Origin of the sequence: Rhodoplanes sp. P11, from assembly GCF_964266735.1 — a bacterium.
GTDB classification, from domain to species: Bacteria; Pseudomonadota; Alphaproteobacteria; order Rhizobiales; family Xanthobacteraceae; genus Rhodoplanes; species Rhodoplanes serenus.
Genome location: NZ_CAXWGY010000020.1, coordinates 112,670 through 128,675 on the forward strand (window position 1 = coordinate 112,670; position 16,006 = coordinate 128,675).

The 16,006-nt window shown below is 73.1% G+C and carries 14 protein-coding genes; 11 read left to right on the forward strand and 3 right to left on the reverse strand.

The window, feature by feature from the left end; all coding sequences use genetic code 11:
- Positions 1–22: 22 nt before the first annotated feature.
- Entirely contained in the window at positions 23–340 is a 318-nt protein-coding gene (locus tag ACFQUV_RS22165; RefSeq protein WP_111388098.1) for a multidrug efflux SMR transporter, read from the reverse strand.
- Positions 341–470: 130 nt separating this feature from the next.
- Between ACFQUV_RS22165 and ACFQUV_RS22170 the strand changes: the two genes are divergently transcribed.
- Positions 471–1,340, forward strand: coding sequence for an NAD(P)-dependent oxidoreductase (locus ACFQUV_RS22170; RefSeq protein WP_129610350.1), 870 nt, complete (start codon positions 471–473; stop codon positions 1,338–1,340).
- Between the two features lie 75 nt (positions 1,341–1,415).
- Here ACFQUV_RS22170 and ACFQUV_RS22175 read toward each other — a convergent pair whose 3' ends face one another.
- Positions 1,416–3,677 carry a caspase domain-containing protein gene (locus ACFQUV_RS22175; protein WP_378395743.1) on the reverse strand — a complete coding sequence of 754 codons (2,262 nt, stop codon included), beginning with the start codon at positions 3,675–3,677 and terminating at the stop codon, positions 1,416–1,418.
- 326 nt (positions 3,678–4,003) lie between these two features.
- Between ACFQUV_RS22175 and ACFQUV_RS22180 the strand changes: the two genes are divergently transcribed.
- From ACFQUV_RS22180 to ACFQUV_RS22205, 6 genes are all read left to right on the forward strand, one after another.
- Positions 4,004–5,602 (forward strand): HAMP domain-containing sensor histidine kinase, encoded by a 1,599-nt coding sequence (locus tag ACFQUV_RS22180; RefSeq protein ID WP_111383242.1) that lies wholly within the window; start codon positions 4,004–4,006, stop codon positions 5,600–5,602.
- A 186-nt stretch (positions 5,603–5,788) separates the two neighbouring features.
- A complete protein-coding gene (locus tag ACFQUV_RS22185; RefSeq protein WP_111383243.1) occupies positions 5,789–6,481 on the forward strand; it encodes a TIGR02281 family clan AA aspartic protease in 693 nt (230 codons plus the stop codon).
- 123 nt (positions 6,482–6,604) lie between these two features.
- Complete coding sequence (locus ACFQUV_RS22190; RefSeq protein ID WP_129610346.1) at positions 6,605–7,015, forward strand: helix-turn-helix transcriptional regulator; 411 nt, start codon at positions 6,605–6,607, stop codon at positions 7,013–7,015.
- Complete coding sequence (locus ACFQUV_RS22195; RefSeq protein WP_129610344.1) at positions 7,012–7,398, forward strand: VOC family protein; 387 nt, start codon at positions 7,012–7,014, stop codon at positions 7,396–7,398. Before ACFQUV_RS22190 ends, ACFQUV_RS22195 begins: the two co-directional genes overlap by 4 nt.
- A 196-nt stretch (positions 7,399–7,594) precedes the next feature.
- Positions 7,595–9,373: an alpha/beta hydrolase gene (locus ACFQUV_RS22200; protein ID WP_207211541.1), complete on the forward strand. Its 1,779-nt coding sequence runs from the start codon at positions 7,595–7,597 to the stop codon at positions 9,371–9,373.
- 194 nt (positions 9,374–9,567) lie between these two features.
- Positions 9,568–10,716 (forward strand): PQQ-dependent sugar dehydrogenase, encoded by a 1,149-nt coding sequence (locus ACFQUV_RS22205; RefSeq protein WP_129610340.1) that lies wholly within the window; start codon positions 9,568–9,570, stop codon positions 10,714–10,716.
- 15 nt (positions 10,717–10,731) lie between these two features.
- On the opposite strand, the gene ACFQUV_RS22210 is transcribed toward ACFQUV_RS22205, so the two are convergent.
- Positions 10,732–11,670 (reverse strand): NAD-dependent epimerase/dehydratase family protein, encoded by a 939-nt coding sequence (locus ACFQUV_RS22210; protein WP_129610338.1) that lies wholly within the window; start codon positions 11,668–11,670, stop codon positions 10,732–10,734.
- Between the two features lie 106 nt (positions 11,671–11,776).
- Between ACFQUV_RS22210 and ACFQUV_RS22215 the strand changes: the two genes are divergently transcribed.
- The 4 genes from ACFQUV_RS22215 (at position 11,777) to serB (ending at position 15,978) form a co-directional block, all read left to right on the forward strand.
- A complete protein-coding gene (locus ACFQUV_RS22215; RefSeq protein ID WP_207211540.1) occupies positions 11,777–12,361 on the forward strand; it encodes a DOMON-like domain-containing protein in 585 nt (194 codons plus the stop codon).
- A complete protein-coding gene (locus tag ACFQUV_RS22220) occupies positions 12,358–13,560 on the forward strand; it encodes an exo-beta-N-acetylmuramidase NamZ domain-containing protein (protein WP_129610336.1) in 1,203 nt (400 codons plus the stop codon). Before ACFQUV_RS22215 ends, ACFQUV_RS22220 begins: the two co-directional genes overlap by 4 nt.
- A 155-nt stretch (positions 13,561–13,715) precedes the next feature.
- Positions 13,716–14,936: a DUF1015 domain-containing protein gene (locus ACFQUV_RS22225; RefSeq protein WP_129610334.1), complete on the forward strand. Its 1,221-nt coding sequence runs from the start codon at positions 13,716–13,718 to the stop codon at positions 14,934–14,936.
- A gap of 139 nt (positions 14,937–15,075) precedes the next feature.
- Positions 15,076–15,978 (forward strand): phosphoserine phosphatase SerB, encoded by a 903-nt coding sequence (serB, locus tag ACFQUV_RS22230; protein ID WP_129611258.1) that lies wholly within the window; start codon positions 15,076–15,078, stop codon positions 15,976–15,978.
- Positions 15,979–16,006: the final 28 nt, after the last annotated feature.

The window sequence follows — 16,006 nt, forward strand, 5'->3', positions numbered from 1 at the left end:
GCTGCCGCGGCCGGCCGTCACCCTATCCCATCTTCAACCCGACGATGCCGAGCACGATCAGCCCCACCGAGGCGAAGCGGACCAGGGTGCCGGGGTCGCCGAAGGCCGCGATGCCGATCGCGAAGGCGCCGACCGCGCCGATGCCGGTCCACACCGCATAGGCGGTCCCCATCGGGATCTCGCGCTGGGCCAGCAGCAGCAGGACGCCGCTCGCCGTCATGCAGACCACCGCGAAGGCGATCCACAGCGGCCGCAGCCCCTGCTCGGTCCAGCCGAGCTTGAGGCCGACCGGCCACCCGATCTCGCACAGTCCCGCCAGTATCAGCAACGTCCACGCCATCGTCCGTCACGTCCTCTCGGCCCGGGGATCGGCACGCCGGTGCTGGTTGACGCGGCGCGCCCGGCCGGCACAGTGGCGGCCGATCGAGTCCCCCGCAAGACAACCCTCAACGACAGAGAGGACACGGCGCATGGCCAAGGTTGCCTTCATCGGTCTCGGCGTCATGGGCTACCCCATGGCCGGCCATCTCGTTGCCAAAGGCGGCCATGCCGTCACGGTCTACAACCGCTCCGCCGACAAGGCGGCCCGCTGGGTGGCGCAGCACGGCGGCCGCACGGCGGCGACGCCGCGCGAGGCGGCGGAGGGCCAGGACGTCGTGATGGCCTGCGTCGGCAACGACGACGACCTGCGCCAGGTGACCCTCGGGCCGGACGGCGCCTTCGCCGGCATGGCCGCCGGCACCGTGTTCGTCGACCACACCACCGCCTCGGCCGAGGTCGCCCGCGAGCTCGCCGCCGCGGCGGCCGCGGGCGGCTTCGCCGCCATCGACGCGCCGGTGTCGGGCGGCCAGGCGGGGGCCGAGAACGGCATCCTCACGGTGATGTGCGGCGGCGAGCCCGACGTGTTCGCGCGCGTCGCTCCGGTGATTGCCGCCTATGCGCGCGCCTGCACCCTGATGGGGCCGGCCGGCGCCGGCCAGCTCGCCAAGATGGTCAACCAGATCTGCATCGCCGGGCTGGTGCAGGGCCTCGCCGAGGGCATGCACTTCGCCAAGAAGGCCGGGCTCGACACCGACAAGCTGGTCGCCACCATCTCCAAAGGGGCGGCGCAGTCGTGGCAGATGGAGAATCGCCACAAGACCATGGTGGCGGGCGCGTTCGACTTCGGCTTCGCGGTGGACTGGATGCGCAAGGACCTCGCCATCGTGCTGGCGGAGGCGCGGCGCAACGGCGCCAGCCTGCCGGTCACGGCGCTGGTCGATCAATTCTACGCCGAGGTGCAGGCGATGGGCGGCCGGCGCTGGGACACGTCCAGCCTGATCGCCCGGCTGGAGCGCTGAGGCGAGACGGCCGTCCCTTGCGAGCCGATCGAGCGGGCGCCGCCATCGCGGCGCCCGTCTGCGTTTCGGCCACGTTCAGCGGCAGACCTGCTGACCGTTGACCACGACACATCGCCGAGGCGGCGGCGGTGGCGCCGCGGGCCGCGGAGGTGGTGCCGCCATGGCCGGACGGGGCGGCGGGGCCGCCATGGCCGGACGGGGCGGCGGTGCCGCCATGGCCGGACGGGGCGGCGGTGCCGCCGGGCGGACCATCGGGGGCGGCGCGGCCGGCCGCACCATCGGAGGCGGCGCCCGATGGACCACCGGAGGCGGCGGCGGTGACGGCCGCACCATCGGAGGCGGTGCCCGGTGCACGGTCGGCGGCGGTGGACGGTTCACCACGGTCGGGGGCGGCGGGCGATTCACGACAGTGGGCGGCGGTGGCCCTCCGGGGCGGACCCCAGGACCGGGTGGTGGCAGGCCACCAGGCCCCGGCCGGCCCGGCCGCACGCCGGGTCCTCCGGGCGACAGACCACCGGGCGGCACGCCGACGACACCCTGAGGCGGCGGTCCGCCGGGACGAACACCGGGAGCGCCGGGCATCACCGGACCTCCCGGCCGGCCCGGCCGCACGCCGGGGCCTCCGGGCGGCACGCCACCGGGCGGAGTCCCGCCCACCGACGGACCAGGAGGCGGTCCACCGGGCGGCACGCCGACGAGGCCCTGAGGCGGCGGTCCACCGGGACGAACACCGGGACGAACACCGGGGCCGACCGGCGCCATCGGCACGCCCGGTCCACCGGGGCGGACGCCCGGGCCGATCGGCGCCACCGGCACGCCCGGGGTGCCGGGCCGGACCCCGGGGGCACCCGGCAGCACCGGCGTGCCAGGACCCGGCCCGCCCGGCCGGACACCGGGGCCGATCGGATAGCCCGGCCGCATGTTCGGCGGCAGGTCGGGCGGGAGCGGACGCCCGGGCAGCACCACCGGAATGCGCACGCCGGGCCGCACCCGCGGGATCACCGGCATCACCGACACCGGCGGCAGCCCGCCGTAGTAGATGGGCGGCGGTGGCGGCGGCAGGTCCACCCAGTAGCGCGGCCGCGGCGCGATCAGCACCGGGGGCGGCGGCGGCGCCGGCGGATAGTCGTCGTAGAAATAGGTCGGCGGCTCGTCGGGCAGCGGTGGCGGCACGTCGGCGAACTCGACCGGGGCGAACGCCTGCGGCGGCGCCACCGGCGCCGCGAGACGGCCGAGGCGTCGCTCGGCGTCGCGCGCATAGATGCCGTTCGGGTAGCGGCGCAGATAGGTCCAGTAGCTCTGCGGCGTGTTCATCTCGACGGCACGCTGCCAGGCCAGCGCCTCGCGCCGCGCCCGGATGATCACCCACACGCGCTTGGCATACGGGCTGTTCGGGAACGCCTCGACGAACTCGACATAGACGGGCAGGCGGTCGCGCTCGATGGCGATCGCATACGCCTCCTCGTCCGACAGCTCGCGGAACGGCCGGTCGCCGCGGCTCGCCGCCGGCATGACGGGCGCCGGCGCGTCGGCCACCGCGTCGGCCGGCACCAGCACCAACGGCTCGGTCAGCGCCGAGACGTGCCAAGGCGTCTGCCGGCCCGCCGTGATCTCGTGGGTGCGGGCGCGGATGCGGGTGAACACGTCCGGCATGTCGAGCCCGGCGGCGCGCACCATCTCGGCAATCGCCGTCGCATAGGCCCCGTAGGCGCCCTGCCCGGCCTGGTCGGGCGCCACGAGGCCCGGCGCCGCCGAGAAGCCGATCAGCATGCCGGGCGGCGCCTCGACGGCGGCGAGGCCGGGGGCGAGCCCCTGCTCGGCGAGACGGAACGGCAGCTTGCGGGCCGCGTCAACGACCACGATCTTGCTGCGCGCCGGGGCGCCGCCGAGCGAGCGCAGGAGATCGGAGAGGCGGACCGCATCGAGCGGCACGTCGCTGTCGCGCTCCAGCTTGGCGTCGACGCCGGCGAGATAGTTGTCGCCCTCGAACGCGAAGCCGTAGCCGGCGAAGTACATGAAGCCGACCGCGTCGGGTCCGGCCTGCTCCAGCTTGCCGAGATACTCGCGGAACGAGCGGACGAGATCGGCCTGTGTCAGATCGGCGCCCTCGACGATCTCGAAGCCGACCGAGCGCAGCGCCTCGGCCACCAGGCCGGCATCGGCCAGCGCGGTGGGCAGCGGGGCGGCCGGATAGTTGGCGTTGCCGACCACGAAGCCGATCCGCGGCGGTCCGGACGGCGCCGACGGGGCCGCCTCCTGCTGCGCGCTCGCGGTCCACGCCAGCGTCGCCGCCGTGGCCAGCACGACGGCCCAGAACGAAACCCAACGCCTGATCATGCAACGCCTGATCATGATGGTCCCCACCCTGCGGCCGCCATCACCGACACGGCGCCCACCGATTTGACGCGAAGCTCCCGCGAGATTCCAGCTCTTTTGCGGCTATCTGTCGCGCCGGCGCGTCATGGACGAATTTTTAACGATCGGTCGCACGCGGCGGCCGCCGCGATGACGCATCGGGCGGGGAAAGCCGCATCCATCGGCGGTCTGCGCCGCCAGCGACGGGCCGCCGGTCGGTCTCGATGCGTCAAGGCTAATGACCGCCTAAGCCTGAATTTAAGGATTTCGATGCAGGGTGGGCGCGAACGCGAGACCGCAGTGCCAGCATGTCCTTCGTCCCCGCCGATCCCCCCGTCCCGACCTCGGTCGACAGGACCGAGGCCGCGCGCCGCCGACGGGCGGCGCAGCGGGTGCGCGAGGCGCGGGACCGCCTGACCTCGACCACCGGCACCCGCCCGGCCTTCGACGCCGAGCTGCTGCGCCAGTACGCCCAGAACCGGCTGTCGGGCTCGCTCGTCATCCTCATGCTGATCGTCTCGATCGGCGTGCTCGCCGGCGTCTGGAGCGATCCGCTCGCCGCCGGCGTGTGGACGGCCGCCACCCTGGTGATCCATGTGGTGATCGTCCTGAAGTGCCGGAAATTCCTGGCCGAGCCGCCCAACACGGTGAACAGCCGCGCGTGGCGCCTGCGCTTCGTGCTGCTCGACCTGTTCTTCGGCCTGGCCTGGATGTTCCAGCTCGCCCAGCAGGTCGGCGCCCACGAGACCGCCGCGACCTTCAACCTGTTCGTCATGCTGCTGGTGGTGGCGATCGCCAGCATGCTGGCCTCCACCCTGCCGGTGGCGGTGCTCGCCGGCACCACGCCGGTGACGGTCGCGGTCGCCCTCAACTTCGTGCTGGCCGGCACCGTGCAGGGCTGGATTCTCGCCGCCATGGCGCTGACGGCGCAGATCTACTTCGCGCTCCTGTCGTTCCGCATCTACTCCTCGAACCTGGCGACGCTCGAGGCGCGCGCCGAGAAGGATGCGCTGATCGGCGAGCTCGAGCAGGCCAAGGCCAAGTCCGACGAGGCGCGCCGCCGCGCCGAGGCCGCCAACATCGCCAAGTCGCGCTTCCTGGCCCAGATGAGCCACGAGCTGCGCACGCCGCTCAACGCCATCCTGGGCTTCTCCGAGGTGATGAAGAACGAGATCTTCGGCCCTCACCAGGTGCCCGCCTACAAGGACTACTCGAACGACATCCACAACTCGGGCGTCCACCTGCTCGGCTTGATCAACGAGATCCTCGACCTGTCGCGCATCGAGGCCGGCCGCTACGAGCTGAACGAGGAGCTGGTCGGCCTCGCCCAGACGGCCGAGGAGTGCCACCACCTGCTCAAGCTGCGCGCCCAGAACCGCGGCATCACCATCCACGAGAGCTTCGAGCCCGACATGCCGAAGCTGTGGGCGGACGAGCGGGCGGTCCGGCAGGTCTGCCTCAACCTCCTGTCCAACGCCATCAAGTTCACCCCGCAGGGCGGCGAGATCTGGCTCAAGGTCGGGTGGACGCATTCGGGCGGCCAGTATCTCGGCGTCCGAGACACCGGGCCCGGCATCCCGGAGGACGAGATCCCGATCGTGCTCGACTCCTTCGGCCAGGGCTCCAACGCCATCAAGTCGGCCGAGCAAGGGGCAGGGCTGGGGCTGCCGATCGTTAAGAGCATCATCGACCTGCACGGCGGCACCTTCACGCTGCGCTCCAAGCTGCGCGAGGGCACCGAGGTGGTGGTGACCTTCCCGCCCGAGCGGGTGATGGCGGCGCTCCAGCCGATCCCCGAGCAGGGCGGCTCGACGGTGCCATCCGACACGCCGCCGCCGGCGCGGGCCGGCAGCGACGGGCCGGTGTCGCTGCGCCGCCGGCTGCGGCTGTTCAAGGCGGGGGGCTGATCAGGCGCGGGCCGCCGCCACGCCGTGAGGGCTCGCGTCCGCGCCGCCGGCGCGCGGGTCGCCAGGGTTCGGGGCCGGTCCATCCATCCGGGCGGCACGGCCGCCCTGCTTGCCTTCCCGGCGCATCGCCCTATTTTCCGGCGGTCCGGCCCGGGACATGATCGAGGAAGTCGGGACGTGTTGACGATGCGCCGCTCCGCCGTTTGGCTCTTCCTGCTCGCCGCCTTCGCGGGCCTCGCGCTGCTCTTGGCGCGGCGGCCGGGCGCCGGCGGCCTGTCGGACGGCGACATGGCCGCGCTTCTGGTCAAGCTCGGCCTCATCGCGCTCCTGAGCGGCGCCGTGATGACGCTGTTCCGCGACCGCTTCGCCCAGGCGGTGCAATGGGTGCTGATCTGGGCGGTGATCGGCCTGGTGCTGGTCGCCGGCTACACCTACCGCTTCGAGATGAAGGATGCCGGCGAGCGGATGCTGGCCGAGCTGATGCCGGGCCGGGTGGCGGCGCGTGGCAAGACCGTCGAGATCGCGCGCGGACGCGCCGGCGATTTCCAGGTCGCCGCCAAGGTCAACGGCGCCCCCGTGCCGATGGTGCTCGACACCGGAGCGAGCGCCGTGGTGCTGACCCACGAGGCCGCCAAGGCGGCGGGCCTGCCGCTCGACTTCATCAAGTACAATGTCAACGTCGACACCGCCAACGGCCGCGCCCAGGCGGCCGCCGTGACGCTCGACCGCATCACCGTCGGCGGCATCGTCGAGCGCTCGGTGCCGGCCCTCATCGCCCCGCCCGGCCAGCTCAAGGTCAGCCTGCTCGGCATGACGTTCCTGGACCGGCTGGAGAGCTGGGAGGTCCGCGGCGGCAAGCTGATGATGCGGACGTTCTGATCGAGCGCGACGCCTTCTGCCGCTACACCACGCGTCCGCGGTCTTCGGCCGGTGCCGCTCGCCTGCCGCCTTCACGCAACTTTTCGGTTGCCTGAACCTATCCGATCAGATTAGTCTTCCGGCATGGATCTCGACCTGCTCTTCCGGGCGCTGTCGGACGCGACGCGGCGGCGGCTGATCGACGAGCTGGCCGAGCGCGACGGGCAGACCCTGTTCGAGCTGCATGTCCGCCTGATCACCTACTATGGCGCCAGCCTGTCGCGGCAGGCGCTGTCCAAGCACCTCAAGGTGCTGGAGGAGGCCGGCCTCCTGCGCACCGAATGGCAGTGGCGCAGCAAGCACCACTTTCTCGACCGCACGCCGCTGCGCCGCGCCTGGACGCTATGGCTCGCCGGCCATGCCGGAGAGCGCACGCCCGAATCCCGGCCGTCTGCGGCGGAGCCGTCGGCGGCGCAGCCGGCCGAGCCGCAGCCGGACGCCGCGCCAGCCGCGGCGCCACCCCCCTCCCCACCGCAACGGAGAACCCCCGCATGAGGATCGAGCTGGCGAGCGTGATGGTCGACGACCTGGACAAGGCGCTGCGTTTCTACACCGAGGTCCTGGGCTTTCGGCCCAAGGTCGACATGCCGCTGGGCGCGAGCCGCTGGCTCACCGTGGTGTCGCACGACGCCCCCGATGGCACCCAGCTGGTGCTGGAGCCCGACGCCCACCCGGCCGCCAAGCCGTTCAAGGCGGCGCTGAAGCGCGACGGCATCCCGTTCACCTCCTTCGGGGTGAGCGACTGCAAGGCCGAGCACGCGCGCCTCGTCGCCCTCGGCGTGCGCTTCACCCAGCCGCCCGTCACCATGGGGCCGGTCACCACCGCGGTGTTCGACGACACCTGCGGCAACCTGCTCCAGATCCATCAGCAGCACTGAGAGCCGTCTGGAAACGCCGACGAGGCCGCGCCGGCCCACCGGCGCGGCGATCCGCCCACCACGCGAGCCCGCAGATCGCCTTCTTGCTCCAGCCCCTTCTTGTTCCAGGTCAATGCTGCGCTGCGGCGTCGGCGCTCAATGGACCGACCCGGCGCGCGTCGCCGACGCCCCGGACCAGCCCGCCGAGGCGCATCCCATGACCCATCCCGCGAGCCCCCCCGCTCCCGCGACCCACATCGACGACGACACCGGCTTCGAGGCGTTCCGAGCGCTCGACCGCACCCGCATCGCTCTCACCGCCCAGGCCACCGGCGGCCTCTCCCCCACCGCCCTCGGGCTCGCCTTCTTCGACTGGGGCATGCATCTCGCCGCCGCTCCCGGAAAGTGCATGGAGCTCGCCTGGCGGGCGAGCCGGCGCGCCATGCGGTTCCAGGCCCAGCTCGCCGCCTCCAGCGTCGGGCGCGATCCGCCGCCGCACGTCGTCGCTCCGGGCAACGATCCCCGCTTCGCGGCCCCGGCCTGGCACACCCCGCCGTTCGAGCTGTGGGCACAGTCCTTCCTGCTGGCCGAGCAGTGGTGGCACGATCTCACCCACGACGTGCCGGGGGTCGCACCGCATCACCAGGACATGGTGGCGTTCACGGTGCGCCAGCTCCTCGACATGGCGTCGCCCTCCAACCTGCCATTCATGAATCCGGAGGTGATCGACAAGACGCGCGAGTCGTTCGGCACCAATCTCATCCACGGCTTCCAGAACTGGGCCGAGGACATGAGCCGAACCGCCACCGGGCGGCCGCCGGCCGGCACCGAGGCGTTCGCGGTCGGCCGCGACGTCGCCGTCACGCCGGGCCAGGTGGTCTACCGCAACGCGCTGATCGAGCTGATCCAGTACGCGCCCGCCACCGACACGGTGGCGGCAGAGCCGATCCTGATCGTGCCGGCCTGGATCATGAAGTACTACATCCTCGACCTGTCGCCGCAGAACTCGCTGATCCGCTGGCTGGTCGCGCAGGGCCACACGGTGTTCTGCATCTCCTGGCGCAATCCCGGCCCGGAGGACCGCGACATCGCCTTCGACGACTACCGCCGGCTCGGCCCGATGGCGGCGCTCGACGCCATCGCGGCGATCATGCCGGGACGCCGGGTGCACGGCGCCGGCTACTGCCTCGGCGGCACCCTGCTCGCCATCGCGGCCGCCGCCATGGCGCGGACCGGCGACGACCGCCTCGCCTCGCTGACGCTGCTCGCCGCCCAGATGGACTTTTCCGAGCCCGGGGAGCTCGCGCTGTTCATCGATCACAGCCAGCTCCACATGCTCGAAAGCATGATGTGGAACCGCGGCTATCTCTCGGCCGACCAGATGGCGGGCGCCTTCCAGCTCCTGCGCACCACCGATCTCGTGTGGTCGCGCCTCGTCCACGATTATCTGATGGGCGAGCGCAGCCGGATGAACGACCTGATGGCGTGGAACGCCGACTCGACCCGCATGCCCTATCGCATGCACGCCGAGTACCTGCGGCGCCTCTATGTCGACAACGAGCTGGCGGCCTGCCGCTTCATGGTCGACGGCCGGCCGGCGGTGATCCAGAACATCCGGGTGCCGATCTTCACGGTGGCGACCGAGCGCGATCACGTGGCGCCATGGCGTTCGGTCTACAAGATCCACTATCTCAGCGACACCGACGTCACCTTCGTGCTGACCTCGGGCGGCCACAATGCCGGCATCGTCAGCGAGCCGGGCCGGCCGCATCGCCACTACCGGGTGGTGCTCAAGCGCGCCGCCGATCCCTGCATCAGCCCGGACGAGTGGATGGCGGCGACCGCCCCCAAGCCGGGCTCGTGGTGGACCGAATGGGCCGGCTGGCTCGCCACCCACTCGGCCGCCGAGCGGATGGCGCCGCCCGCCCTGGGGGCGCCCGCCAAGGGCTACGCGCCGCTCGCCGCGGCGCCCGGCACCTACGTGCATCAGCGCTGAAGAGCGCAGCCCGCACCGGCCCGCCGGAGCCGTCCGGATGGAAGCCGGCGGAGCCGATCGCCCGCGGGAACGGCGACGGTCTCGCCGGGTTGAGCCGGAGCGCTCGCACCGCGACGATGTCGCGTCGCGAACCGCGATACTGTGAGGTCGCGGGCCGCAACGATGTCGCGTCGCCGAGCGAGGGAGAGTCGTCCATGCGGAAAGGCGTGCTCGTGCTGATCGCCGCGTCCATGGCCGCCGCCACGCCGGGCGCCGCGCAGGCCCAGGCCGGCGCACCGCCCGCCGCCCCGGCAGACCGCCGAGTCGACACCGAGGCCGGTCCGCTGGTGGTGCACACCGTCGCCGAGGGGCTCGTCCACCCCTGGGGCCTCGCGGTGCTGCCTGACCGCCGCCTGCTGGTGACCGAGCGGCCCGGCCGGCTGCGCCTCGTCGGCCCGGACGGGCGCGTCTCGCCGCCGCTCGCCGGCGTCCCGCCGGTGCTGGCGCAGGGCCAGGGCGGGCTGCACGACGTCGCCCTCGATCCCGACTTCGCCAACAGCCGCGTCGTCTACATCACCTATGCGGAGCCGGGCGACGGCGGCGCCTCGGCGGCGGTCGCCCGCGCCGTGCTGGGCGAGGATCGCCTGTCCGATCTCAAGGTGATCTTCCGCCAGCAGCCCAAGGTCTCGGGCGGCAACCATTTCGGCTCGCGCATCGTGTTCCGCCGCGACGGCACGCTGTTCGTGACGCTCGGCGAGCGCTTCAAGTTCGATCCCGCCCAGGACCTCGGCACGCATCTCGGCAAGATCGTGCGCATCCGGCCGGACGGCTCGGTGCCGGCCGACAACCCGTTCGTCGGCCGCAAGGACGCGCGGCCGGAGATCTGGTCCTACGGCCATCGCAACCCGCTCGGCGGCGCCCTCCACCCCGACACCGGCGTGCTGTGGGTCCACGAGATGGGGCCGATGGGCGGCGACGAGCTGAACATTCCGCAGGCCGGCAAGAACTACGGCTGGCCGCTGGTGAGCTGGGGCAAGCACTACGACGGCCGCGACATCCCCGACCCGCCGACGCGGCCGGAGTTCGCCGACGCGGTCCGCCACTGGACCCCGGTGATCTCGCCATCCGGGATGGCGTTCTACACCGCCGACCGCATTCGCGGCTGGCGCGGCTCCATGCTGATCAGTGGCCTGTCGTCGCGCGGGATCGTCCGCCTCACCCTCGACGGCGAGCGGGTGACGGGCGAGGAGCGCATCCCGCTCGGCGCCCGCATCCGCCACGTCGTCGCCGGCCCCGACGGCGAGGTCTTCGCCCTCACCGACGAACCGAACGGCCGCATCCTCCGCCTCGCCCCGCCCGAGTGAGCGCCACGGGCCGCATCAGGCCATCCCGCTCGGCGCATCTCCCTCCCGGGCCAGCCGCTCCAGCCCCTCGGGTGTCGACACCGTCGGGGTCCAGCCGAGCGCCATGAGCGCGGCGGCGTCGACCACCAGCGGCTCGGCCAGCCGGCGGAACGTCTCGCTCCGGCCGGCGACCCGGAAGCCGGCGCGCAGCAGCGGCACCGGCACCGGCAGCAGGCCGGGCGACCGGCCGAGACCGCGCCGTAACGCCACGATCATCTCGGCCAGCGTCAGCGCCTCGCGGTCGGCGACCACGAGCGGCCGCCGCAGCGGCCCCGGCGCCCGCAGCACCGCCGCCACCGCGGTGGCGAGATTGTCGAGCCCCAGCAGCGAGCGCCGCGCCGTGACGGCGCCGAACGGCAGCGGCCAGGGCGTGCCGGCGAGCCGCACCAGCTCGGCGATGTTGCCGCCCGCCCCGGCGCCGTAGACCAGCACCGGCCGCAGCGCCACCCAGTCGATGGCGAGGCCGGCCAGCCCCTCTTCGGCCGCGAGCTTCGATTGCCCATAGGCCGATTCGGGCACCGCCACGTCGGCCTCGGTGAGCACGCCTGCCGCGGTCGGCCCGCACTGCGCCCGGATGGAGGAGAGGAACACGAAGCGGCGCACCCCGGCGCGCTCCGCGGCCCGTGCCAGCGCCACCGTCGCGGCCGTGTTCATCGCCCGGTAGTCGTCGGCGGGTCGCCCGGTGAGGCCGGGCGCCAGCGCCGCCGAATGCACCACCGCGTCGACGTCGGCGAGCGCCGCCGCCATGTTCTGCGGCCGGGCGATGTCGCCGATCACCGCGCCGCCGGCCTCCGGCGGCAGCTCGGCCGGCCGCCGCAGCAGCGCCCGCACCCGGAACCCCTGCGCCGGCAGTGCCCGCAGCAGGTGGCGGCCGATGAAGCCGGTTGCGCCCGTGAGGGCGATCAGTGGAGCCATGCGGCCCTCCGGGCGCGGTCACACGATCGGTCTCGAATCTGGACTCGCCGGCGGCGCGATGCAATTCCGGTGCGCATCGGACATCCGAACGCTCTACAGTGCCGCCATGCTCGAATCCCTGAGACGACACTCGGATTCGCCGCCCTGCGCGGCCGCCCGCCTCGCCGTGGAAGCCACCCGGCAGGATGGCGGCCGCCTGCTCCTGTCCTATGCGGTGACCGGCGCCATCGATGCCCTCCGGCTGCCGCCGGCCGGACCGCCCGAGCGCCGCGACGGGCTGTGGCGGCACACCTGCTTCGAGGCGTTCCTCGGCACGGTGCCGGGCGGTCCCTATGTCGAGATCAACCTGTCGCCCTCGACCGCCTGGGCGGCCTATCGGTTCGACCGCTATCGCGCCGGCATGCGCCCGCTGCCCGGCTTCTCGACGCCCGCGATCGCGGTGGAGCGCGGCGCGGAGACCTTCACGCTGCGCGCCGAACTGGCGCTCGGCGCGGTGCCGGCGCTGACGACCGCCGCGACCTGGCGGCTCGCCCTCGCGGCCGTCGTCGAGGACCGCGACGGCATTTCCCACTGGGCGCTGGCGCATCCGCCCGGGCCGCCCGACTTCCATCACCCGGACGGCGCGACCCTGACGCTCGCGCCCGGTTACGCGCCCGTCGGCGCGCCCTCGCCCGCAACGGTGCAGCCATGAGATTCGGCCTCGACCGGCTCCTCGCCGAGCCGGCGCTGCGGGCGCCGCTCGCCGGCCGGCGCGTCGCCCTGCTGGCGCATCCGGCCTCGGTCACCGCCGACCTCACCCACGTGCTCGACGCGCTGGCGGCGTGCGGCGACGTTCGGCTCACGGCGGCGTTCGGGCCGCAGCACGGGCTGCGCGGCGACAAGCAGGACAACATGATCGAATCGCCGGATTTCTCCGATCCGGTGCACGGCATCCCGGTGTTCAGCCTGTACGGCACGGTGCGCCGGCCGACCGACGCCATGATGGATGCGTTCGACGTGATGCTGGTCGATCTCCAGGATCTCGGCTGCCGCATCTACACCTTCGTGACCACGCTGCGTTACGTGCTGGAGGCGGCGGCGCGCCACCGCAAGGCCGTGTGGGTGCTGGACCGGCCCAACCCGGCCGGCCGGCCGATCGAGGGCCTGACGCTGCGGCCCGGGCACGAGAGCTTCGTCGGCGCCGGGGCGCTGCCGATGCGCCACGGGCTCACCCTCGGCGAGCTCGGCGCCTGGTTCGTCGCCACGCTCGGGCTCGACGTCGATTACCGGGTCGTCGAGATGGCGGGCTGGCGCCCCGACGCGGCGCCGGGCTTCGGCTGGCCGCTCGGCGAGCGGGTGTGGGTCAATCCCAGCCCCAACGCGCCGAACCTGTGGATGGCCCGCGCCTATGCGGGCACCGTGATGATGGAGGGCACGACGCTCTCGGAAGGGCGCGGCACCACCCGGCCGCTGGAGCTGTTCGGCGCCCCCGACCTCGACGCCCGCGCGGTGCTGGCCGAGATGACCCGCCTGGCGCCGCAGTGGCTGGCCGGCTGCGCGCTGCGCGAGACGTGGTTCGAGCCGACCTTCCACAAGCACGCCGGCCGGCTCTGCCACGGCCTCCAGATCCACCCCGAAGGCCCCGCCTACGACCACGAGGGGTTCCGGCCGTGGCGCCTCCAGGCGCTCGCCTTCAAGGCGATCCGCCGGCTCCACCCCGACTATCCGCTGTGGCGGGACTTCCCCTACGAGTACGAGCACGCGCGGCTCGCCATCGACGTGATCAACGGAGGCCCGGGATTGCGCGACTGGGTCGACGATGCGGCCGCGACACCGGCCGACCTCGACGCCCTCACGCGGCCCGACGAGGCCGCCTGGGCGGACGCGCGACGGCCTCATCTGCGCTACTGACCATCGGCCCGTCGGCGTCCGGCGACGCCGTCGCGATCGAGAGGCCGCCGCGCGCGCCGGCCGCGAAATCCAGCGGCGACGCCGATCAGCCCTTTCGCCGCCGCCGTCCGGTGCTAAACCAGGGCTCTCGCATCGACCCCCGTCCGGAGACGCCCGTGACTCTTGTTCAGCCCTTCCGCGCCCTTCGTCCCGCTCCCGGACGCGCCGCCGAGGTTCTCGCTCCACCCTACGACGTGCTGTCGAGCGACGAGGCGCGGGTGCGGGCCCACGGCCGGCCGTGGAGCTTCCTGCACGTCTCCAGGCCCGAGATCGATCTCGACCCGGCGATCGACCCGCACGATCCCGCCGTCTACGCCAAGGCGCGCGAAAACCTCGACCGCATGGTGGCCGAGGGCGTGCTGATCCGCGACACGCTGCCATCCTTCTACGTCTACCGGCTGACCTGGCGCGACCGGGTGCAGACCGGCCTCGCCCTCACCGCGTCGGTGGCCGCCTACGAGAGCGGCCGCATCCGCAAGCACGAGCTGACTACGCCCGCCAAGGAGGACGACCGCGTCCACCAGATCGAGGCGGTGAACGCCCAGACCGGCCCGGTGATGCTCGCCTATCGGGACGCGCCCGGCCTCGACACCCTGCTCGCCCAGGTCACCGAGACGGAGCGTGCCGTCGACGTCACCGCCGACGACGGCGTGCGCCACGAGATGTGGGTGGTCGACGGGCCCGAGACGGTGTCGCAGCTCGGCCGCATGGTCGACGCGCTGCCGGTTCTCTACATCGCCGACGGCCATCACCGCTCGGCGGCGGCGACGCGGGTGGCGGCGGCGCGCGGCGGCGCCGGCTCGCACGGCTGGTTCCTGGCCGTGATGTTCCCCGACCACCAGATGACCATCCTGGACTACAACCGGCTGATGAAAGATCTGAACGGCCATTCGCCCGCCGCCCTCCTGGCGGCCCTGGGCGAGCGCTTCGAGGTGAGGCTGGCGGACGGGCCGGTGCGCCCGGCGGCGGCGAGCGAGTTCGGCCTGTTCGTCGACGGAGCGTGGTACGCGCTGACGCTGCATCCGGAGCGGGTGCCGGCGGACGATCCGGTCGGCCGCCTGCCGATCACGCTGCTCAGCCGCAACGCCATCGAGCCGCTGTTCGGCATCACCGATCAGCGCCGCGACAAGCGCATCGACTTCGTCGGTGGCGGCCGCGGCGTCGAGGAGCTGGCCCGGCGGGTGACGGCCGGCGAAGCGGCGGCGGCGTTCTCGCTGTTCCCGACCCCGATGGCCGACCTGATGGCGGTCGCCGATGCGGGCGAGATCATGCCGCCGAAGTCGACCTGGTTCGAGCCCAAGCTGGCCGACGGCATGGTGAGCCACGTGCTGGACTGACGGTCCGGCCCGGCTCCGGCCGGGCCACGACCATGGTACGGCTTTGACCCGCCGACATGGGCGCCTAAGGAAGAGCCCGACCCGCGCCCGCCCCTGCCGCCGCCTGTCGCTGCGGCCGAACCCGTGACCCGGCCCCCGCATGACCCATGTCGCCACCCTGATCGTCGATCCGGCCACGCCGGTGCTGGACGCCGCCGCGGCGGCGCTGGCCCGCGCCGCGCTGCCGTTCCCCGGCACGCCCGACTGGCTGGCGCTCGGCGTCGCGGTCGACCTGCCGTTCGCGCCGCGCGGCCCGCTCGACGAGCGCGCCACCGCCGAGCGCCTGCGCGGCCTCTTGGCCCCGCTCCCCGTCGACGTGGTGGTGCAGCCGGTCGAAAGCCGCCGCAAGCGGCTCCTGCTCGCCGACATGGACTCCACCATGATCGGCCAGGAGTGCATCGACGAGATCGCCGACATGATCGGTCGCAAGGCCCATGTGGCGGCTATCACCGAGCGCGCCATGCGGGGCGAGATCGCCTTCGAGCCGGCGCTGGCCGAGCGCGTCGCGCTGCTCGCCGGCCTGCCGCTCGATCTCGTCGACGAGGTGATCGACACCCGCATCACCGAGACGCCCGGCGGCCGCGCCCTGGTGCGCACCATGGCGGCGCACGGTGCCCACACCTGCCTGGTGTCGGGCGGCTTCACGCTGTTCACGGCGCGGGTCTCGGCGATGATCGGCTTCCATCAGCATGTCGGCAACACGCTGGAGGTGGGCGCGGACAAGCGCCTCACCGGGCGGCTGTTGCCGCCGATCGTCGGCCGCGAGGGCAAGCGCGCCACGCTCCAGAACCTGCGGGAGAAGCTCGGGCTCGCCCAGCACGACACGCTGGTGGTCGGCGACGGCGCCAACGATCTCGCGATGATCGACGAGGCCGGGCTCGGCGTGGCGTTCCGGGCCAAGCCCGCCGTCGCGGCGGCGGCGGACGCCCGGATCGAGCACGCCGACCTGACGGCGCTTCTCTATGCTCAGGGTTTTCGCGTCAGCGCGTTCGTCACGGCCTGATCTGTCGGCGGCTGATCGGGGCCGCCGG